Below are 18703 nucleotides of genomic sequence, written 5' to 3'. Positions count from 1 at the left end.
CGCCGGCCGGGGGCCCGGGGCTGTCTCCCCGGACAACCCCCGCATCAGCGGCGCCCCTTCGGCAGACCGAGCAGCCGCTCGGCGATGATGTCGCGCTGGATCTCGTTCGTCCCGGCGTAGATGGGGCCCGCCAGCGAGAACACGTACCCCTCAGCCCACTCGCCCGGCCCGTCCGCGAACTCGCCCTCTCCGCCCAGCAGATCGAGCGCGGTCTCGTGCAGGGCTATGTCGTACTCGGACCAGAAGACCTTGTTCAGACTCGACTCGGCGCCGATGACCTCGCCCGCCGCGAACCGTGCGGCATTGGCACAGGTGAACAGCTGATACGCCCGTGCGCCGATCACCGCGTCCGCGACCCGGTCGCGCAGCGCGGTGTCGGCCGGGTCGGCGGCCGAGCGCCACAGCTCCACCAGCCGGTCGGCGGCGGCCAGGAAGCGGCCGGGAGAGCGGAGCATGAGGCCGCGTTCGTTGCCGGTCGTCGACATGGCGATACGCCATCCCTGCCCCGGCTCGCCGATCACGTCCTCGTCCGGTACGAACACCTCGTCCAGGAACAGCTCGGCGAAGGCCGGCTTGCCGTCGAGCCGGCGGACCGGGCGGACCGTCACGCCCGGCGCCCGCAGGTCGAACATCAGATACGTCAGGCCCCGGTGGGGTTTGCCGGCGTCGGGGCCGGTCCGGAAGATGCCGAACGCCCGGTCCGCGAAGGCCGCCCGTGACGACCATGTCTTCTGGCCCGACAGCAGCCAGCCGCCGTCCGTCCGTACCGCCCGGGACGTCAGCGACGCGAGGTCCGAGCCCGACTCCGGCTCCGACCACGCCTGGGCCCAGATCACCTCGCCGCTCGCCATCGACGGCAGCACCCGGGCCCGCTGCTCCTCCGTGCCGTGGTCGAAGAGGGTCGGGGCGAGGAGGTTGATGCCGTTCTGGGAGACCCGGCCGGGCGCGCCCGCCGCGTAGTACTCCTCCTCGAAGACCAGCCAGTGGAAGATGTCGACGCCCCGGCCGCCGTACCGCTGTGGCCAGGACACCACCGACCAGCGGTCGGCGTACAGCTCCGCCTCCCACTCCCGGTGCGCGGCGAAGCCCTCCTCCGTCTCCAGCGACGGCAGGGGCCGGCCTGGGACGTGCGCGCGCAGCCACTCCCGGGCCTGTGCGCGGAGCGCGTCCTCGTCCGCCGTGTGCGTCAGGTCCATGGAGTGCCGTCCCTCCTCGGAACACCTTCCCTAACAAGTGTTTGGTAGGTTAACGTGCCGGTGTGACGGACAACAAGGCTCAGTACGTGGCGGGGCACGCCCTGCTGGACGGCCGTACCGCCGTCATCACCGCGGCCGCCGGGGCCGGGATCGGCGGTGCCACCGCCCGCAGGTTCCTGGAGGAGGGCGCGCGAGTCCTCATCAGCGACGCACACGCACGCCGGCTCAAGGAGACCGAGGAGACGCTCGCCGGGGAGTTCGGGGCCGAAGCGGTCGCCTCACTGCCGTGCGACGTCACCGACGAGGCCCAGGTGCAGGACCTCTTCGAACAGGCGGTCCGGATCCACGGCGGGCTCGACATCGTCGTCAACAACGCGGGCCTCGGCGGGACGGCCGCGCTCGCCGACATGACCGACGAGCAGTGGACCCGCGTCCTCGACGTCACCCTGGGCGGCACCTTCCGCTGCACGCGCGCGGCCCTGCGCGCCTTCCGTGACGCCGGCCGCGACCCCGGCCGTGGCGGCGGAGTCATCGTCAACAACGCCTCCGTCGTCGGCTGGCGCGCCCAGGCCGGACAGGCCCACTACGCCGCCGCCAAAGCCGGCGTCATGGCGCTCACCCGGTGCGTGGCCATCGAGGCGGCCGAGTACGGGGTCCGGGTCAACGCGGTCTCACCGAGCCTCGCCATGCACCCGCATCTGGTGAAGGTCACCTCGGCCGAGCTGCTCACCGAGCTCACCGGGAAGGAGGCCTTCGGCCGGTACGCCGAGCCCTGGGAGGTCGCCAACGTCATCGTCTTCCTGGCCAGCGGCTACTCCTCGTACATGACCGGCGAGACCGTGTCCGTCAGCTCCCAGCACGCGTAGGACCAGAATGGGCACGTGCCTACGACCAAGAAGAAGACCCAGGTGACCGCCTCGCCCGAGCGGCGCCGCGAGCTGCTCGACACCGCGGCCGAGGTGTTCGCGGCCCAGGGCTACAACGCCACCACGGTCCGCAAGATCGCGGACGAGGCGGGGATGCTCGCGGGCAGCCTCTACTACCACTTCGATTCCAAGGAATCGATGCTCGACGAGATCCTCTCCACCTTCCTCGACGAGCTGTGGGAGGGCTACGACGCCGTCCTCGCGGCCGGGCTCGGGCCGCGGGAGACGATCGAGGCGCTCGTCACCGAGTCGTTCCGCGAGATCGACCGGCACCGCGCCGCCGTCGCGATCTACCAGAAGGAGTCCCGGCACCTGTCCGCGCAGCCCCGCTTCCACTATCTCGCCGACTCGCAGCAGAAGTTCGAGAAGGCGTGGCTCGGGACGCTGGAGCGCGGGGTCGCCACCCGCGTCTTCCGCGAGGACCTGGACATCCGGCTCACCTACCGGTTCGTCCGCGACACGGTGTGGGTCGCGGCGTCCTGGTACCGGCCGGGCGGACAGCACAGCCCGGACGAGATCGCCCGCCAGTACCTGTCGATGGTGCTGGACGGCATCTCCGTACGAGAGACATCACCACAACCGTAGGAGTTGTCATGGCCGAGGCCTACATAGTCGAAGCGGTACGCACCCCGGTCGGCCGGCGAAAGGGCGGCCTCGCGGCCGTGCACCCCGCCGACCTCGGCGCACACGTCCTGAAGGCCCTGGTCGAACGGTCCGGTATCGACCCGGTCGCCGTGGAGGACGTCGTCTTCGGCTGCCTGGACACGGTCGGTCCGCAGGCCGGCGACATCGCCCGCACGTGCTGGCTGGCGGCCGGACTCCCCGAAGAGGTGCCCGGCGTCACCGTCGACCGCCAGTGCGGCTCCTCCCAGCAGGCGGTGCACTTCGCGGCCCAGGGCGTCATGTCCGGCACCCAGGACCTCGTCGTCGCCGGCGGCGTGCAGAACATGACGCAGATCCCGATCGCCTTCGCGTCCCGCCAGGCCGCCGAACCGCTCGGGCTGACCGACGGCCCCTTCCACGGCTCGCAGGGCTGGCGGGCACGGTACGGCGACGCGCCCGTCAACCAGTTCCACGGCGCGGAGCTGATCGCACGGAAGTGGGGCATCTCCCGGCCCGACATGGAGGAGTTCGCCCTCCGCTCCCACCGGCGGGCCATCCGCGCCATCGACGAGGGCCGCTTCGAGCGGGAGACGGTGGCCTACGGCGATGTCACCGTGGACGAGGGCCCGCGCCGCGACACCTCCCTGGAGAAGATGGCCGCCCTCCAGCCGGTCATGGAAGGCGGCACGATCACCGCCGCCTGCTCCTCCCAGGTCTCGGACGGCGCCGCGGCCATGCTGCTCGCGAGCGAACGCGCGGTGCGCGAGCACGGCCTGACCCCGCGCGCCCGCGTCCACCACCTCTCGGTCCGCGGCGAGGACCCGATCCGTATGCTCTCCGCGCCCATCCCGGCGACCGCCCACGCGCTGAAGAAGACCGGCCTCTCCATCGACGGCATCGACCTGGTCGAGATCAACGAGGCCTTCGCCCCGGTCGTCCTCGCCTGGCTCAAGGAGACCGGCGCCGACCCGGACAAGGTGAACGTGAACGGCGGCGCGATCGCGCTCGGCCATCCGCTGGGCGCGACGGGCGTGAAGCTGATGACGACGCTGCTGCACGAACTGGAGCGCACGGGTGGGCGGTTCGGGCTCCAGACGATGTGCGAGGGCGGGGGGCAGGCGAACGTGACGATCATCGAGCGGCTGTAGCGTCCCGCGAGCCCCTGACGTCCGGCACGCCGATCGGGTTCGGGAAGCGAAGCGCGGCCGCACAGGCGTGGGCGAGGGGCGTGAGGGTTTCGGTCAATTCCCGTACCGCGTCCGGTTCGACGCCGGCCCAGGGACGGGCGGAGGCCGTGTCGGTGGCGGTCTCCACCGAGTCGTGGAGGAGTCGGCCCGCCTCGGTCGCGCCGCCGTCCGGGGACAGCAGGCCGCGCCGGGCCAGACGTCCGGCCGCCGCGTCCCACTGCTCGTCCGGCCAGCCCCGGTACGGCTGGAGTTCGGAGCGTGGCAGGTCGATGCCCGTGCGCAGCACGAGGATCTCGCAGGGGTCGAGGCCCGCGGCGACCAGGGCCGCGACGTGGCCGTCTCCGCGGTGCTCGCGGAGCAGTGTCGTCGCGTGCCAGAGGCGGTCGAAGGGGTTGTCGGGCCAGGGGAGTGCGGAGTTCGCGGCGGCCAGGGGGCGGCCGGCGCAGTCGAGGGACGCGGCGTACGGGGCCAGCAGGTCACCGGCGCGGGCGACCTCCTTCTCCCGGCCGGCCAGCAGCCGCTCCAGGGCCGCCCGCGCGCCCGACCGGCGCAGTTCGAGCGCCCGGTGCGGCGGGACCAGCTCCCACACGGACGGCAGGGCACGCGCCACCATCGACGGCGCGAACGAGAAGAAGGCGGCGGCGACCTGCTCGGGCCCGGCCGCGCCGAACGGCGCCGCCCGGCCCGCGAAGTAGCCGCGCCAGAAGCCGCGCAGGCCCGCATCCTCGAAGGCTGCGTGGGCTTCCGGGGCGAAGTAGGTGACGGCGTGGACCGGCTCGGCCAGGGACCACACGGTGCGGGCGATGTGCTCGGCGATGTCGACGGTGTCCATGACAGCGATTCTGCCGTGGCACCGCCGTGCCGTGATCCCGCACGGGAGATCGGGGCGTGATACAGTTGGCGACGTTGCAGTTTTGGTACCCATGAACTTTATGTGCGCCTGACGGGAATGTTCCGCCGGGCGCATTATTGTTTTCCCGGCTTCTCCGGATGGGACCTCTTACCTATCGGGAGAATGACATGGCTACGGGAACCGTGAAGTGGTTCAACTCTGAAAAGGGCTTCGGCTTCATCGAGCAGGACGGCGGCGGCGCCGACGTCTTCGCGCACTACTCCAACATCGCCAGCTCGGGCTTCCGCGAGCTCCAGGAGGGCCAGAAGGTCTCCTTCGACGTCACGCAGGGCCAGAAGGGCCCGCAGGCGGAGAACATCGTCCCGGCCTGACACCCGGACGCGTACCTCGCAGCCGGGGCCCGCACCTTCGCGGTGCGGGCCCCGGCTTGTGCTGTCCTCAGGCCCAGGAAGGCATTGAATGACTGTCCCCGAACGTCCCGCACGCAAGCGTCCGGCCAAGCGCGCCGCCACGCAGTCCCCGAAGGCGTCCGCGAAGAAGTCCATAAACGGCTCCGCGAACGGCTCCGCTAAAGGCTCTGCGAAGCGCTCCGCCGGTGCGCGCCGCGCCGCGCCGCCGCAGGAATTCGCGCTGCCGCAATCCCGCACGCCCGCCCTGCCCGCCGTCGGGGCGTTCGACGAGCTGGACATGCCGGCCGCGCTGCTCAAGACCCTCGCCGCCCAGGGCGTGACCGAGCCCTTCCCGATCCAGGCCGCCACCCTGCCGAACTCCCTTGCCGGACGTGACCTCCTCGGCCGCGGGCGCACCGGATCCGGCAAGACCCTCGCCTTCGGTCTCGCCCTGCTCGCCCGCACCGCCGGGCGGCGGGCCGAGGCGCACGCGCCGCTCGCCCTGGTCCTCGTGCCCACGAGGGAACTCGCGCAGCAGGTCACGGACGCCCTCACCCCGTACGCGACGGCCGTCAACCTCCGGCTCGCGACGGTCGTCGGAGGGATGTCGATCACCAAGCAGGCCGGTGCGCTGCGACGCGGCGCCGAGGTACTCGTGGCGACGCCCGGACGGCTCAAGGACCTCATCGAGCGCGGCGACTGCCGGCTCGACCAGGTGGCCGTCACCGTGCTCGACGAGGCCGACCAGATGGCCGACATGGGCTTCATGCCCCAGGTCACCGCGCTGCTGAAGCAGGTGGAGCCGGGCGGGCAGCGGTTGCTGTTCTCGGCCACCCTGGACCGCAACATCGACCGGCTGGTACGGCAGTTCCTGAGCGACCCCGTGGTGCATTCGGTCGACCCGTCCGCCGGTGCGGTGACCACGATGGACCACCACGTCCTGTACATCGCCGACGAGACCGACAAGAAGGCCGTCACCACGCGCATCGCCGCCCGTGACGGCCGGGTCATCCTCTTCCTGGACACCAAGCGGTCCGTGGACCGGCTCGTCAAGCGGCTGCTGGCCAGTGGCGTACGGGCCGCCGGGCTGCACGGCGGGCGGACCCAGCCGCAGCGCAACCGCACCCTCGACCAGTTCAAGAACGGGCAGGTCACCGCGCTCGTGGCGACCAACGTGGCGGCCCGCGGCATCCACGTGGACGACCTGGACCTGGTCGTGAACGTCGATCCGCCCACGGATCACAAGGACTATCTGCACCGCGGCGGACGCACCGCGCGGGCGGGCGAGTCGGGCAGCGTGGTGACGCTGGTGCTGCCGGACCAGAAGCGCGAGCTGACCCGGCTGATGTCGGACGCGGGGATCAGCCCGCGCACGGCCAGCATCAAGTCCAGCGACGAGGAACTGGCCCGGCTGACCGGCGCCCGCGAACCGTCCGGCGTGGCCGTCACCATCGAGGTGCCGCAGCCGCAGCCGAAGCAGGCCTCCGCGCAGTCCCGCCCGAAGCGCAAGCGCGCAGGCGCTGCCCCGGCCGGTCGCTCGCAGCCCGCAGGGCGCGGCCGGACCGGTGGCGGCCGTGCTGCCGGCGGTGCCCAGGGCCGGACCGGGAGCCGCCGGGCCGCGCAGTAGCCGCTCAGTGGCCGGGCGGCAGCCCGGCCGGCCCGGTCGCCCGGACAGGACCTAGCCGCCGGGCCGGCCCGTCCTTCAGTGCAGCAGCCGCCCGCGCAGCGCCGACAGCGTACGAAGATCCAGGCCCAGGCCCTTCGTCAGATAGCCGAAGAGGCCGCCGTACTCCGTATCGACGGCCGCGAGAGCGGAGTTCAGATACTCCGTGCGCACCTCCTGCAGCGGGATCAGCAGGTCCGGGTTCTGCATCCGGCCGGACTGCTTCAGGCCCTCGCGGACCTTCGCGTCGTACGCGGCGCGGTAGGTGTTGGACGCCAGATAGTCCTGTACGGCCAGTGGCTCGGGCACGCCCAGCGAGACGAGCAGCAGATAGCTCGTCCAGCCGGTGCGGTCCTTGCCGGCCGTGCAGTGGTAGAGCAACGGCGTGGTGGCGGCGGACGCCGCGTCGCGCAGCGTCGCGCCGAACCGGTCACGGTTCTCGGCGCTCGTGACGAACGTGCGGTAGACGCCGTGCATGAACGCGGCGGCCTTGCCGTTGCCGAGCATCTCCTCCTGCTTGACCGGATCGCCCGAGCCGATGACGGTCAGCAGCTGGGCGAACAGCCCGTTGTCGGTGACCGGGCGGGAGGTGACCGCGAGGCCGGCCGGGAGACGGTCGGCGCCGTCGTACTGGAGCTCCAGCGGGATGCGGTAGTCGACGACCCTGCGCAGCCCCAGTCCGGCCAGCGTGGTGACGTCGGCGTCGGTGAGCCTGCTCAGGGCGTCGGCGCGGTGGACCAGGCCGTAACGCACCCGGTCGCCTGACCAGGTCGGGTGGCCGCCCAGATCACGGACGTTGACCGCGCCCTGGAGCGGGAGATGCGCCTGGAACGGGAGATGAGCCTGGCGGGGGCGCGCGGACGCCGCGGGGACGGCGGACGCCAGCAGGGCGGTGGCGCAGGTGGCGCAGGCGGTGCTCAGCAGTGCGCGTCGTGTGAGTGGCATGACGGAACTCCCGTGCGGGATATGAGGGTTGGTCACCCTGCGGTCGGCAGGGTGCGGAGCACGTGCTCGGCCTCGGACATCACGCGGGTGATGAGCTCCGAGCAGCTGGGGAGGTCCTCGATCACCCCCGCTACCTGCCCGGACGCCATGACGCCGAGGTCGGTGCGGCCCTCGACCATCGAGGCCTTCAGGAGCATGGGCGTGTTCGCGGCGAGCAGGACCTGGCTCCAGGACAGGCCCTTGCCGTGTTTCATCGCGAGTCCGTCGCGGACCATCGCGGCCCAGGACAGCCCCGAGAGCTTCTTGAAGCCGGCCGCCCTGCGCAGCGCGTGCAGCAGTGCCCGGGTGCGGCCCGACCGTTCCAGCGCGTCGACCAGGTCCGTGCGGAGCATCCGGTGCGGCAGCCCGTCCACGGCCGTCGTGACGGTGATGTCCTTCACCGACGCCGCGAGATAGCGGGCCTTGACGGCGTCCGGCACGGTCGAGTCGGAGGTGAGGAGGAAACGGGTGCCCATGGCGATGCCCGCCGCCCCGTACGCGAGCGCCGCCACCAGTCCCCGCCCGTCGTGGAAGCCCCCCGCCGCGACCACCGGGATGTCGACCGCGTCCACGACCTGCGGCAGCAGCACGGTCGTGGCGACGTCCCCGGTGTGCCCGCCGCCCTCACCGCCCTGCACGATCACCGCGTCCGCGCCCCACGCCGCCACCTTCTCGGCGTGCCGGCGGGCGCCGATGGACGGGATGACGACCACGCCCGCGTCCTTCAGCTCGGCGATCAGCTCGCGCGAGGGGGCGAGGGCGAAGGAGGCGACCCGTACCCCCTCGTCGATGATGATCCGCACCCGCTCCCGCGCGTCGCCGGCGTCGGCCCGCAGGTTGACGCCGAAGGGCGCGTCCGTACGGGACTTGACCTCGCGTACGGCCTTCTTCAGCTGCTCGGTGGTCATCGTCGCGGAGGCGAGGATGCCGAGCGCCCCGGCGTTCGCGGACGCGGAGACGAGCCGGGGGCCGGCCACCCAGCCCATACCGGTCTGGACGATGGGGTGCCGGACGCCGGTGAGCTTGGTGAGCGGGGTCTCCAGCGGGGCCATCACGCTCCGACCTCGCGGTCGCGGGCTCCGGCCGGATCGATGACCTCGCGGATGAGGCGCAGCTCGGCGGGGGTCGGTTCGCGGGTGTACGGGACGTCTTCGCCGATCGTCAGGTCGAAGCCGGTGGCTTCCCGGATCTGCTCGACCGTCACGCCCGGGTGCAGGGACGCGAGCCGCATCGAGCGGTCGGGTGTCGCGAAGTCGAAGACGCCGAGGTCGCTGACGACGCGCGGGATGCGGTGGTAGCGGGTCGCGGAGGGACCTGCCCCGGCCGCATGGTCGTGACCGACGCCGCTCACCATGTCGACCTTCTCGACGAAGACCCGGGTGGAGTGCCGTGGCACCCAGTAACTCACCGGATTGTTGAGGGTGTTGACCGGGGCACCCCGCACCCCGAGCAGCTGGCGCGTCGGACGGGACCAGTCGCCGATGCAGGAGATGTTCTGGTTGCCGTACCGGTCGATCTGGCTCGCGCCCATCATGACGTGCCGCTTGCCGCCCGTGACCATCGTGAGATGGCGGCGGTACGGCAGCCAGCCCTCCACGGTGCCGTCCGGTCCGACGAGCATCGCCTCGCCGTCCGTCAGAAGCAGACCGGGGGAGAAGGTGCGTCTGGCGAGGCGGGCGCCGATGGACGGGATCAGACCCATGGGGCTGGCCAGGACCTCGCCGTTGTCGCGCCAGGCCTCGGCGCAGGCGATCACGCAGTACTCGGCCCGGGTGGGTGGGAGAAGAGGCCCACGGGTGACGGTCGTGGTCATCGCTGCTCCTCGTGCCAGGTCTGGACGGCGCGCTGGTAGTCGTGCTCGCTCCCGCCGGACAGGAAGCGCTGGGCGAAATCGGGCCAGGGCGTGGTCGCGTACAGCTTCTGGAAGGCCTCGTCGCGGCCGTAGTCGGGGGCGCATGAGGTGAAGTGCGCGCCGTTCGGGGCCTCGACGACGCCGGTGACGCTGTGGCGGCTGATGAGCAGGGTCTGCGGGGCGGCGTCCTTGGTGAGCTCGGCGGTTTCGACGAGCTGCTCGCAGGACACGTACGCGGCGTCGGCGGCCTCGCAGAAGAGGTCGTCGAAGTACGGGTCGGGGCCCAGGTACTGGCCGTTGCCGAGCCGGTCGGCGCGGTTCATGTGGACCAGCGCGGCGTCCAGGCGGAGGGCGGGCACGGCGACGAACGCCTCGCCGTCGTCGTAGGGCGAAGTCACCGTCCGCAGCTCCGGGTTGACGCGCATGACGTCCGAGCCGAGGCCCGCACGGACGGGCAGGAACGGCAGCCGGTTCGCGGCGGCGTGCAGGCCCCACATGAACATGGCCTCGTCGAGCTCGGTCATCTCGAAGGCGCCACGCTCGCGGGCGGCACGGAACTGCGGCTCCAGCGGGATGGAGTCGAGGGTCGCGAAGGGCGCGACGAGCTTGCGGATGCGGCCGGCGGCGGCGAGCAGGCCGACGTCGGGGCCGCCGTACGAGACGACCGTGAGGTCGGTGATCCCGGTCCGGAGCAGTGCTCTCACCAAGGCCATCGGCTTGCGGCGTGAGCCCCAGCCGCCGATGCCGAGGGTCATGCCGCTGTGCAGCCGCCCGACGGCCTCGTCGACGGTCATGGTCTTGTCGGCCACGCTCATGCCTCCTTCTCGTCCTTGCCGAAGGTGTCGCGGACGCGGTCGGCGGTCCCGCTGAGGCCGGCCTCGAACGTGAAGCCCTGCTCGAAGCGGTAGCTGCGGCGTACGTCGACGGGGTCGATGCCGTTGATGGCGGCCTTGGCCAGCCGGAGCAGATACGGGTCCTTCCGCGCGATCTCGCGCGCCAGCTCCAGGGCCGCGGCGTGGAGTTCCCCGCGCGGGACGACCTTCCAGACCGAGCCGTGGGCGTGCAGTTCGGCGGCCGTCGCCGTGCGCGAGGTGTAGTACAGGGCGCGCATCAGATGCTGGGGGACCAGCCGGGCGAGATGGGTGGCGGCGCCGAGTGCGCCCCGGTCCAGCTCCGGCAGCCCGAAGGTGGCGTCGTCGGACGCGACGATCGCGTCCGCGTTGCCGACGAGGCCGATCCCGCCGCCCAGACAGAAGCCGTGCACGGCGGCGACGACGGGGACCTCGCACTCGTAGACCGCGGCGAACGCCTCGTAGCAGCCGCGGTTGGCGCCGATGAGTGCCGGGTTCCCGGCGCGCCCGGTGCCCCGCTGCAGCTCCTTGATGTCGACGCCCGCGTTGAAGCCGCGGCCCGCGGCGGTCAGCAGGACGCAGCGGATCTCCGGGTCCCGGCCGGCGGTGCGGACGGCGTCGGCGAGGTCGTACCAGCCCCGCACGGGGAGGGCGTTGACGGGTGGGAAGTCGACCGTGACGACGGATATGCCCTTCTCCGGGCTTGAGGTGGAGACACCCATGAGCGGATCAGCTACCTTTCCACCAAACATTTGTTAGGTGATGCTGGGTCAGGAAGGTAGCAGCCGATGGAGCTGGAGGGGAGGGTCGCCGTCGTCACCGGTGGCACCCGGGGCGTCGGCGCCGGCATCGCCCGGGCGTTCCTGTCGGCCGGGGCGGAGGTCGTCGTCTGCGCCCGCAGACCGCCGGACGCGCCGGTCGGTGCGGGGGGCCGTACGGCGCGTTTCGTGTCCGTGGACCTGCGGGACGCGGCGGCCGTGGCGGAGCTCTTCACCGGGGTCGTAGGGCGGTACGGGCGGCTGGACGTGCTGGTCAACAACGCGGGCGGAACGCCGTACCGGCTGCTCGGGGAGGGCGATGCCGAGCGTCACGCCCGGGTCGTCGGTCTGAATCTGGTGGCGCCGATGACCGCGTCGCTCGCGGCGTACGAGCATCTGCGCACGGCGCGCGGGTCGGTCGTGATGATCGGCAGCGTGAGCGCGACACGGCCGTCGCCGGGCACCGCGGCGTACGGGGCGGCCAAGGCGGGGCTGGAGAGCCTGGCGCGGTCGATGGCCGTGGAGTGGGCGCCCGAGGTGCGGGTGAACACGCTGGTGCTCGGGATGGTCCGTACGGAGCTGTCCCATCTCCACTACGGCGACGAGGCGGGCGTGGCGGCGGTCGGCCGCACGGTGCCGCTGGGCCGGCTGGCCGAGCCGGACGAGATCGGCGACGCGGCCGTGTTCCTCGCGTCGGAACGGGCGGCGTATGTGAGCGGGGCGTCGCTGCTGGTGCACGGGGGAGGGGAGCGGCCGGCGTTCCTGGCTGCCGCAACTGTCAACAAGGAGAGCTGAGATGACTGCTGAGCCGACTTCTGGACCGACCGCCGGGCCGACTGCTGGGCCGACTGCTGGGCCGAGTTCTGGCCCGGCTGCCGGGCCGGCTGCTGGGCCGACTGCCGGGATCTGTGAAGGCCGGGTCGTGATCGTGACGGGTGCGGGACGGGGGCTCGGACGGGCGCACGCCCTGGCGTTCGCGGCGGAGGGGGCGCGGGTGGTGGTGAACGACCTGGGGGTGGGACTGGACGGTGCTCCGGGACCGGACAGTCCGGCGGCGCAGGTCGTCGAGGAGATCAGGGCGCTGGGCGGCGAGGCGGTCGCGCACGGCGGTGACATCGCGACTGCGGAGGGCGCGGCGTCCCTCGTGGCCACCGCGGTGGAGAGCTTCGGACGGCTCGACACCCTCGTCAACAACGCGGGGTTCCTGCGCGACCGCATGCTGGTCAATCTGGACGAGGACGACTGGGACGCGGTGATGCGGGTGCATCTGAAGGGTCACTTCCTGCTGCTGAAGCACGCGGCGGCGTACTGGCGGGCGGAGTCGAAGGCCGGCCGTGAGGTGGCGGCCCGTGTCGTCAACACGTCCTCGGGGGCGGGGCTTCTCGGCTCGGTCGGCCAGGGCAACTACAGCGCGGCGAAGGCGGGCATCGTGGGACTCACGCTGGTCGCCGCCGCGGAAATGGCCCGCTACGGCGTGCAGGTCAACGCGATCGCGCCGGCCGCGCGCACCCGGATGACCGAGCGGACGTTCGCCGACGCGATGGCGGCGCCGGGGGAGTCCGGGGCCTTCGACGCGATGGCCCCCGGGAACGTGTCCCCGCTGGTCGTCTGGCTCGGCTCGACCGCGTCGGCGGGCGTCACCGGCCGCGTCTTCGAGGCGGAAGCGGGCCGCATCACGGTCATGGAGGGCTGGCGCCCGGGCCCGACCGCGGACAAGGGCGCGCGCTGGACGCCGGGTGAGGCGGGCGAGACGGTCCTGAAGCTGCTGACGGAGTCGGAGGCGCCGCAGCCGGTGTACGGAGCGCGGTAGTTGTCACGGGGGCCGTGTCCGCAGCGCTCCGCGCCACGCTCGACGTCAACAACGGCGCGGGCGGCCGTGTCTCCGCGCTGTACCGGGCCGAGTCCATGGACGGGCCGGGGACACAGCTTGGCCCAGGTCGTTGGCGTCGGCACGACAACCGTTCTCGCCGCCGACCTACGCGAGGCCAACCAGGCCCGCGATGCGCTCGCCGCTCAAGTGCAGCGCCTCGTCGCCAAGCCCGGAGCCGGAGCGCCCGGAAGCCGCGGACACCCGGCGAGAGCATCACCGGACCGAACCGAAAAACGCCTCTGACCAGCGAGAATGAGGTTCGAAGTTCAGTACACGGACTCGGAACGCGGGCCAGGCGTAGGCTGAAATCATGGCTGCATGTGAGCGGGTGATCGTGTCCCCTCGAGGCGATTTCACCTGGGTCACCATGAATCATCCCGAGCGCAGGAACGCCCTGAGCTGGGAGATGCTGCGAGAGCTGCAGAAATCCCTGACCGAGGTGGCCGGCTCCCCGGCCACGGGGATCGTGCTGGCGGCCAGGGGACCGGTGTTCAGTTCCGGGCACGACTTCGCCGACGTGCTGGCCCTGGACGTTCAGGGCGCCCGCGAGCTGCTGCAGCTGTGCACCGACGTGATGCGGCTGGTCGAGTCCGTCCCCCAGGTGGTGGTGGCCCGGGTGCAGGGGCTGGCCACGGCCGCCGGGTGTCAGCTGGTGGCGTCCTGCGACCTGGCCGTGGCGAGTGACCGTGCCGGGTTCGCCCTTCCCGGCGGCAAGGGGGGCTGGTTCTGCCACACCCCTGCCGTGCCGGTGGCCCGCTCCATCGGACGCAAACGGCTCATGGAGATGGCCCTGACCGGTGACGTGATCGACGCCCGCACCGCCCTGAACTGGGGACTGATCAACCAAGTCGTACCCGACAGCGAGCTGGACACAGCGGTCGAGGAACTCCTCACCCGCGCCACCCGCGGCAGTGCGGCCGGCAAGGCACTGGGCAAACGCACCCTGTATGCGCAACTGGACCGCCCTGAAGCAGACGCCTATGACATCGCCTGCCAGGTCATGGCCGACTCCTCCCAGACCCCGGCAGCCCGTGAAGGCATCGCCTCCTTCCTCGACAAACGCCCACCCCACTGGCCCGAATAGCACCACGGCGGCCGACGCCATGCCGGTTGGCTTCTCGTCAGGCCCAGCGGGCCTGCAAGTGCCGCAGGAGGATGGTCGCCGCGGCCGGCGCGGCTTTGACGAAACCCAGAAACGGGCCGAAGTCCTGGGTGGCTGCGAAGCCGGTGAGATAGAGGCCGGGAACGGTGGTCTGGAAGTTCTCGTCCAGTACCGGGAACCCGTTGCGGGTGGCGATCTGCTCCAGGAGACCGGTCAGGTAGGGGACACGTGCCAGATCGGGTGCGTACCCGGTGGCGAACACCACCTGATCAGCTGTCAGGGTTTCGGAATTGGACAGCGTGACCTGCACGGTGTCACCGGTCGCGCCGCCGTCGGCGTGGACGACATCGGTGTCCGGCCACAGATGCACCACCGCGGGGTCCAGCCGGGCAGGCAGCCACGGTTCCAGAGTCGCCCGTCCGGCCCGCCAGCACCGCATGACGATCGCTTCCCGCTCCGTGGCCGTCAGCCGACGCCACCACCCGGTGACCCGCAGGGTGCTGTCGATGTAGTCGTCGAAGAACGCCCAGCTCACCGGCTCGAAACGCGGAACGGGATGGCGGTGGACGATGTCGACGTGTTCGGCATCGTGCTCGGCCAGCAAGGCCGCCCACTCGTACGCGCTCTGCCTGCCTCCCACGATCAGCACACGTCGTCCCGCCAGGTCGTCGAAACGGACCAGGTCACAGCTATGGGCCGCCTGACGGGCCGGCACACCGGCCGCCCACGGAGGCAACTGCCGGAAATAGCAGACACCGGGAGCGGCGACCACGACCTCGGCACGCACCCGTCCGCCATCGGCGAGTTCCGCTTCGAACCCCGTCTCCCGCCGCGCGATGTCTCGCACCAGTCCGGGCCGGACCGGCACCTGCTTGACGCGACGGAACCACTCGCCGTACTCACGAAACAGTCCCACGGGGACCGGGAGGACCTCGTCACCGGTCAGCCCCTGCTCTTCCAGGTAGGCCTGAAGTGTGTGCACTCGCGCGGCGTCCAGATGCCAGTCGACCCCCGAGCGCAGCAGCATCCCGTCGGGCATGTGCTCATGCCAAAAACCCATCGGCCGCCCGACCACCTGCGCGTCAATGCCGTAATCGCGGGCGAGGGCGGCCGCTGAGAGTCCGAACGGTCCCGCACCGACGACGAGCACATCGGTGGAGAGGGTTTCGTCCATCTCAGGCTCCCTTCCGGCCTGCGGATCCGCGGACACCAGCAGGTGCGTGTGACGCGGCCGAGCCAGGACGCCGCATGGCCCTCAGCCCCGGGCCTGGCCTCTGCAGACCCGGCAGGGTCCGCCCCGGCCGAGACACCCCCGTTCCCTCCCACCATTCCACCGCACACGGCGCACGCGAGCATCACGGCCGTCGCGGACCGGCATCCGACGAGACCGTGACCCGCTGTCCAACCAACTAGGAAAGCGAACGGGACGGAGCCCCCGGCTCAGTCCACCAGCCGCTTCGTCGCCGCGCGCTGCCGTTCGGTCGCCCCCGTCAGGAAGCGGGTCACGACCTCCAGCTCGTCCGTCGTGAACTCCTCGTAGAGTTCCGCGACTTCCCGCGCCCAGTCGTCGAAGAGCGGAGCCAGCTCCGCCAGTTTCTCCGGGCGGGACTCGATCAGCACCCGGCGTTTGTCCGTCGGGTGCTTGACCCTGCGGACGTAGCCCTTGGCCTCGAGGCGGTCCACCAGGCCGGTCACCGACGCCGGGGCGAGGCCCGAGCGCTCCGCGAGGTCCTTCGCGGTGAGGGCGCCGTGGCGCTGGAGGAGGTCGAGGGTCTTGGTCTCCGTGGGGCCGAGGCCCTGCTTCGCCGCGATCGCCGTGTGGAACGCGACGGACGCCGCGCTGGAGTCACGGCCCGCCTCGGTCAGGGCCGCGATCACCTCGGCCCGGCGTGCACTGCCCCCGTCCTTGCCTCCGTCCCTGTCCCTGTCCCTGGTCATGGGCACAGACTAACAAAATATTTCGTTCGGTCGAACGAAGGGCTTGCGATCAACCCTGCGAGGATGTAAGTCTTTCGTTAGATCGAACGAAATAAATCCAGGAAACAGGGAGCCGGAATGACCACGACAGCCAGTACCGTCGCCGCACCCCCGGCGGCGCTCCATCCGCGCCGCTGGGCAGCCGCCGCCGTCATGATGGTCGCCGCGCTGATGGACCTCCTGGACGTGACGATCGTCAATGTGGCGATCCCGTCGATAGGCCGCGACCTGGGCGCCTCCGAGAGCGCCCTGCAGTGGACGGTCTCCGCCTATCTGCTGGGTTTCGCCGCGACGCTCATCGTCTCCGGGCACCTCGGTGACCGTTACGGACGCAAGGCGCTCTTCCTCGCCGGCACGGCGGGCTTCGGCATCGCGAGTCTGGCCTGTGGGGTCGCGCACAGCCCGGGGCAGCTGATCGCGGCCCGCGCGTTCCAGGGCGTGATGGCCGCGATGCTGATGCCGCAGGTGCTCGGCTCGTTCCGCACGCTCTTCCACGGCAAGGAGCGCGGCGCCGCCTTCGGGATGTACGGAGCCGTCGCCGGCTTCGCCTCCGCGATCGGGCTGCTGCTCGGCGGACTGCTCACCGACGCCGACCTGTTCGGCTGGGGCTGGCGCTCCGTGTTCCTGGTGAACGTGCCGGTGGCCGTCGCCACGTTCATCGCCGGGGCCGTACTCGTACCGGTGACGAAGGAGCGCTCGGCGGGCCGGCCGGATGTCCTGGGCAGCCTGGTGCTGGCGGGAGGTCTGGTCGCCATCGTCCTGCCGCTGGTGCAGGGGCACTCCAACGGCTGGCCGCTGTGGGGCTGGATCTGCCTCGCCGCCGGTGTGCTGACCGTCGTAGGGCTGGGGCTGTTCGAGGCGCGACGGCGTGGCGCGACGGTACCGCTGCTGCCGGCCCGCGCGTTCCGGCTCCCCGCGTTCTCCGTCGGTGTGGCCGTGCAGATGCTGTTCGCGATCGGTATGCAGGGCTTCTTCCTGGTCTTCGCGATCTGGTTGCAGGGCAGCGAGGGCTACACCCCGATGCAGGCGGGCCTCGTCACGGTCGCCTTCTCGGTCGGCGGCTTCCTCACCGCCCCGGCAGCCGACGCCCTCGCCGTCAGGGCCGGCCGGCTGGTGCTGGTCGCGGGCGCACTGATGATGGCCGGCGGCTTCGCCTGGGTCTGGTACGCGGTGACGCAGTCCGACGCCACCCACACCGGTGCCTGGCCGCTGGTCCCCGGTCTGGTCGTCGCGGGCGCCGGCCTCGGCTTCCTGGTCGTCCCGCTGGTGAACGTCGTCCTGTCCGCCGTCCCGGGCGACATCGCGGGCGGTGCCTCCGGAATCTTCTCCACGGCCCAGCAGTTCGGCGGCGCACTCGGCGCGGCCGTGATCGGCACCGTCTTCTTCGAGCACACGGCGGGCGGCCTGACGGACGCGCTGTCGACGGCGATGCCGTGGGTGGTCGCCGCGTTCGTCCTCTGCGCCGTCATCTGCCCGGCCCTCCCGCGCACCGCGGCCGGTCAGGACGCCTGATCCCCCTCCCGTACATCGCACGGTCCACATCCCGAACCGAGCCCAGGAGGCTTTCCCATGAGCGCAAGGAAATCCCGTACCGCCACCCTCGCCCTGGCCACGCTGCTCGCCGCCGCCGTCGGTGCACCGGCAGCGAGTGCCGTACCCGGACCGAGTGCCGTACCGGCAGCCGGCGCCGTGCCGGAGCGGAAGACGCGACCCGCCGTCGATGTCACCGCGACCGCCGACGACTTGGTCGCACCGGGCACCATCCGCCCCGGCCCCGCCACCTTCCGGGTGTCCACCACCGACGCGCGGGCGGGCCATGTGGGACTGGTCCGGCTCCGTGAGGGCGCCTCGCTCGCGGCCTTCCGCACCGCCATGAGGAAGGCGTTCTCCGACGACCCCGCCGCCGTCGTCGAGGGCAACAAGGAGGTGATGGACCAGGCGGAGCTGCTGGGCGGCGCCCTGACCCTGCCCCAAAGCCCCGTCTCCTTCAGTCAGGTGCTGCAGCCGGGCACGTACCACCTGCTCGAATACCGGGACTTCCAGGACGACACCCTGCCGACGGGGCAGGAGCGCGTCCGTACGCTCACGGTCTCCGGGACACCGGAAGGACAGCTCCCGCCGGCCGGCGCGACGGTCGTCTCGCAGACCGGCCCGGGCGTCGGACCCCGCTTCCTGGCACCCCCCACGCTGCGCGCCGGGGAGCCGGTGCGCTTCGTCAACGTGATGCCCGGGCAGGTCAACGAGGCCGCCTTCTACAAGCTGTTCCCCGGGAAGACGGATGCCGATGTCCACAAGTTCTTCACCGCGCCCGACTGGGACGATCCGCCGTTCGACCCGTACGCGAACGTCGGCACCCCTCCGGTCTCGCCCGGCCGCTCCACCGTGCTCCGGATGCCGCTCACACCCGGTGAGTGGGCGCTGGTCACCTGGGTCGGCAGCGCGGTGGACGGAAGCAGGCTCGCCGCGCAGGGCATGCACACCGTCATCACCGT

At 71.6% G+C, this 18703-nt stretch carries 18 protein-coding genes and 1 pseudogene; 10 read left to right on the top strand and 9 right to left on the bottom strand.

Features of this window, described 5'->3' with window-relative positions; genetic code table 11:
- Nucleotides 1-44: 44 nt before the first annotated feature.
- Nucleotides 45-1196: an acyl-CoA dehydrogenase family protein gene (locus ACWGI8_RS09175; RefSeq protein WP_453659487.1), complete on the bottom strand. Its 1152-nt coding sequence runs from the start codon at nucleotides 1194-1196 to the stop codon at nucleotides 45-47.
- A 62-nt stretch (nucleotides 1197-1258) separates the two neighbouring features.
- Between ACWGI8_RS09175 and ACWGI8_RS09170 the strand changes: the two genes are divergently transcribed.
- Genes ACWGI8_RS09170 through ACWGI8_RS09160 form a run of 3 tightly spaced genes read left to right on the top strand, consistent with a single transcriptional unit; the run spans nucleotide 1259 to nucleotide 3873 of the window.
- A complete protein-coding gene (locus ACWGI8_RS09170; RefSeq protein ID WP_453659486.1) occupies nucleotides 1259-2062 on the top strand; it encodes an SDR family oxidoreductase in 804 nt (267 codons plus the stop codon).
- Nucleotides 2063-2077: 15 nt separating this feature from the next.
- Nucleotides 2078-2707, top strand: coding sequence for a TetR/AcrR family transcriptional regulator (locus tag ACWGI8_RS09165; protein WP_453659485.1), 630 nt, complete (start codon nucleotides 2078-2080; stop codon nucleotides 2705-2707).
- Between the two features lie 8 nt (nucleotides 2708-2715).
- Nucleotides 2716-3873, top strand: coding sequence for an acetyl-CoA C-acetyltransferase (locus tag ACWGI8_RS09160; RefSeq protein ID WP_453659484.1), 1158 nt, complete (start codon nucleotides 2716-2718; stop codon nucleotides 3871-3873).
- On the opposite strand, the gene ACWGI8_RS09155 is transcribed toward ACWGI8_RS09160, so the two are convergent.
- Nucleotides 3857-4744 (bottom strand): SCO6745 family protein, encoded by an 888-nt coding sequence (locus tag ACWGI8_RS09155; RefSeq protein WP_453659483.1) that lies wholly within the window; start codon nucleotides 4742-4744, stop codon nucleotides 3857-3859. The two genes, ACWGI8_RS09160 and ACWGI8_RS09155, sit on opposite strands and share 17 nt — an antisense overlap.
- Nucleotides 4745-4932: 188 nt before the next feature.
- On the opposite strand from ACWGI8_RS09155, the gene ACWGI8_RS09150 reads away from it, so the two are divergent.
- Nucleotides 4933-5136, top strand: a complete 204-nt coding sequence (locus ACWGI8_RS09150; protein WP_006126182.1) for a cold-shock protein — start codon at nucleotides 4933-4935, stop codon at nucleotides 5134-5136.
- A gap of 88 nt (nucleotides 5137-5224) precedes the next feature.
- Entirely contained in the window at nucleotides 5225-6781 is a 1557-nt protein-coding gene (locus ACWGI8_RS09145) for a DEAD/DEAH box helicase (RefSeq protein ID WP_453659482.1), read from the top strand.
- A gap of 75 nt (nucleotides 6782-6856) precedes the next feature.
- On the opposite strand, the gene ACWGI8_RS09140 is transcribed toward ACWGI8_RS09145, so the two are convergent.
- From ACWGI8_RS09140 to ACWGI8_RS09120, 5 genes are read right to left on the bottom strand one after another with little or no spacing between them, the layout of a single operon-like run.
- Complete coding sequence (locus tag ACWGI8_RS09140) at nucleotides 6857-7762, bottom strand: tyrosine-protein phosphatase (RefSeq protein WP_453659481.1); 906 nt, start codon at nucleotides 7760-7762, stop codon at nucleotides 6857-6859.
- A 32-nt stretch (nucleotides 7763-7794) separates the two neighbouring features.
- Nucleotides 7795-8844 carry an NAD(P)H-dependent flavin oxidoreductase gene (locus tag ACWGI8_RS09135; RefSeq protein WP_453659507.1) on the bottom strand — a complete coding sequence of 350 codons (1050 nt, stop codon included), beginning with the start codon at nucleotides 8842-8844 and terminating at the stop codon, nucleotides 7795-7797.
- Nucleotides 8845-8852: 8 nt separating this feature from the next.
- Nucleotides 8853-9614 carry a CoA-transferase subunit beta gene (locus ACWGI8_RS09130; protein WP_453659480.1) on the bottom strand — a complete coding sequence of 254 codons (762 nt, stop codon included), beginning with the start codon at nucleotides 9612-9614 and terminating at the stop codon, nucleotides 8853-8855.
- Nucleotides 9611-10462 carry a CoA transferase subunit A gene (locus ACWGI8_RS09125; protein ID WP_453659479.1) on the bottom strand — a complete coding sequence of 284 codons (852 nt, stop codon included), beginning with the start codon at nucleotides 10460-10462 and terminating at the stop codon, nucleotides 9611-9613. The genes ACWGI8_RS09130 and ACWGI8_RS09125 overlap by 4 nt, the downstream gene beginning before the upstream one ends.
- Nucleotides 10463-10464: 2 nt before the next feature.
- The gene (locus ACWGI8_RS09120; RefSeq protein ID WP_453659478.1) at nucleotides 10465-11226 is read right to left on the bottom strand and encodes an enoyl-CoA hydratase family protein; all 762 of its coding nucleotides are present in this window, start codon (nucleotides 11224-11226) and stop codon (nucleotides 10465-10467) included.
- Nucleotides 11227-11292: 66 nt separating this feature from the next.
- Here ACWGI8_RS09120 and ACWGI8_RS09115 point away from each other — a divergent pair, with 66 nt between their 5' ends.
- The 3 genes from ACWGI8_RS09115 to ACWGI8_RS09105 all read left to right on the top strand — a co-directional run bounded on the left by ACWGI8_RS09115 (nucleotide 11293) and on the right by ACWGI8_RS09105 (nucleotide 14216).
- A complete protein-coding gene (locus ACWGI8_RS09115; RefSeq protein ID WP_453659477.1) occupies nucleotides 11293-12057 on the top strand; it encodes an SDR family oxidoreductase in 765 nt (254 codons plus the stop codon).
- A 109-nt stretch (nucleotides 12058-12166) separates the two neighbouring features.
- Complete coding sequence (locus ACWGI8_RS09110; RefSeq protein ID WP_453659506.1) at nucleotides 12167-13072, top strand: SDR family oxidoreductase; 906 nt, start codon at nucleotides 12167-12169, stop codon at nucleotides 13070-13072.
- Nucleotides 13073-13442: 370 nt separating this feature from the next.
- Nucleotides 13443-14216, top strand: a complete 774-nt coding sequence (locus tag ACWGI8_RS09105; RefSeq protein ID WP_453659476.1) for an enoyl-CoA hydratase-related protein — start codon at nucleotides 13443-13445, stop codon at nucleotides 14214-14216.
- A 37-nt stretch (nucleotides 14217-14253) separates the two neighbouring features.
- Here ACWGI8_RS09105 and ACWGI8_RS09100 read toward each other — a convergent pair whose 3' ends face one another.
- Both ACWGI8_RS09100 and ACWGI8_RS09095 read right to left on the bottom strand, forming a co-directional pair.
- Nucleotides 14254-15408: an FAD-dependent oxidoreductase gene (locus ACWGI8_RS09100; protein ID WP_453659475.1), complete on the bottom strand. Its 1155-nt coding sequence runs from the start codon at nucleotides 15406-15408 to the stop codon at nucleotides 14254-14256.
- Nucleotides 15409-15674: 266 nt separating this feature from the next.
- Nucleotides 15675-16172 carry a MarR family winged helix-turn-helix transcriptional regulator gene (locus ACWGI8_RS09095; protein WP_453659474.1) on the bottom strand — a complete coding sequence of 166 codons (498 nt, stop codon included), beginning with the start codon at nucleotides 16170-16172 and terminating at the stop codon, nucleotides 15675-15677.
- 117 nt (nucleotides 16173-16289) lie between these two features.
- Here ACWGI8_RS09095 and ACWGI8_RS09090 point away from each other — a divergent pair, with 117 nt between their 5' ends.
- Both ACWGI8_RS09090 and ACWGI8_RS09085 read left to right on the top strand, forming a co-directional pair.
- Complete coding sequence (locus ACWGI8_RS09090) at nucleotides 16290-17723, top strand: MFS transporter (protein WP_453659473.1); 1434 nt, start codon at nucleotides 16290-16292, stop codon at nucleotides 17721-17723.
- Between the two features lie 57 nt (nucleotides 17724-17780).
- Nucleotides 17781-18703 (top strand): annotated as a pseudogene (locus ACWGI8_RS09085) (hypothetical protein); the annotation flags it as partial.

It is taken from the genome of Streptomyces sp. NPDC054841 (assembly GCF_053611045.1).
This window is presented reverse-complemented; position numbering and strand designations above follow the sequence as displayed.

Bases quoted from the DNA above. Each gene is read 5' to 3' on its own strand.
- ACWGI8_RS09105 (WP_453659476.1), top strand. From the start codon at position 13,443: ATGGCTGCATGTGAGCGGGTGATCGTGTCCCCTCGAGGCGATTTCACC.
- ACWGI8_RS09115 (WP_453659477.1), top strand. From the start codon at position 11,293: ATGGAGCTGGAGGGGAGGGTCGCCGTCGTCACCGGTGGCACCCGGGGC.
- ACWGI8_RS09090 (WP_453659473.1), top strand. From the start codon at position 16,290: ATGACCACGACAGCCAGTACCGTCGCCGCACCCCCGGCGGCGCTCCAT.
- ACWGI8_RS09150 (WP_006126182.1), top strand. From the start codon at position 4,933: ATGGCTACGGGAACCGTGAAGTGGTTCAACTCTGAAAAGGGCTTCGGC.
- ACWGI8_RS09095 (WP_453659474.1), bottom strand. From the start codon at position 16,172: ATGACCAGGGACAGGGACAGGGACGGAGGCAAGGACGGGGGCAGTGCA.
- ACWGI8_RS09100 (WP_453659475.1), bottom strand. From the start codon at position 15,408: ATGGACGAAACCCTCTCCACCGATGTGCTCGTCGTCGGTGCGGGACCG.
- ACWGI8_RS09130 (WP_453659480.1), bottom strand. From the start codon at position 9,614: ATGACCACGACCGTCACCCGTGGGCCTCTTCTCCCACCCACCCGGGCC.
- ACWGI8_RS09160 (WP_453659484.1), top strand. From the start codon at position 2,716: ATGGCCGAGGCCTACATAGTCGAAGCGGTACGCACCCCGGTCGGCCGG.
- ACWGI8_RS09145 (WP_453659482.1), top strand. From the start codon at position 5,225: ATGACTGTCCCCGAACGTCCCGCACGCAAGCGTCCGGCCAAGCGCGCC.
- ACWGI8_RS09120 (WP_453659478.1), bottom strand. From the start codon at position 11,226: ATGGGTGTCTCCACCTCAAGCCCGGAGAAGGGCATATCCGTCGTCACG.
- ACWGI8_RS09140 (WP_453659481.1), bottom strand. From the start codon at position 7,762: ATGCCACTCACACGACGCGCACTGCTGAGCACCGCCTGCGCCACCTGC.
- ACWGI8_RS09155 (WP_453659483.1), bottom strand. From the start codon at position 4,744: ATGGACACCGTCGACATCGCCGAGCACATCGCCCGCACCGTGTGGTCC.
- ACWGI8_RS09175 (WP_453659487.1), bottom strand. From the start codon at position 1,196: ATGGACCTGACGCACACGGCGGACGAGGACGCGCTCCGCGCACAGGCC.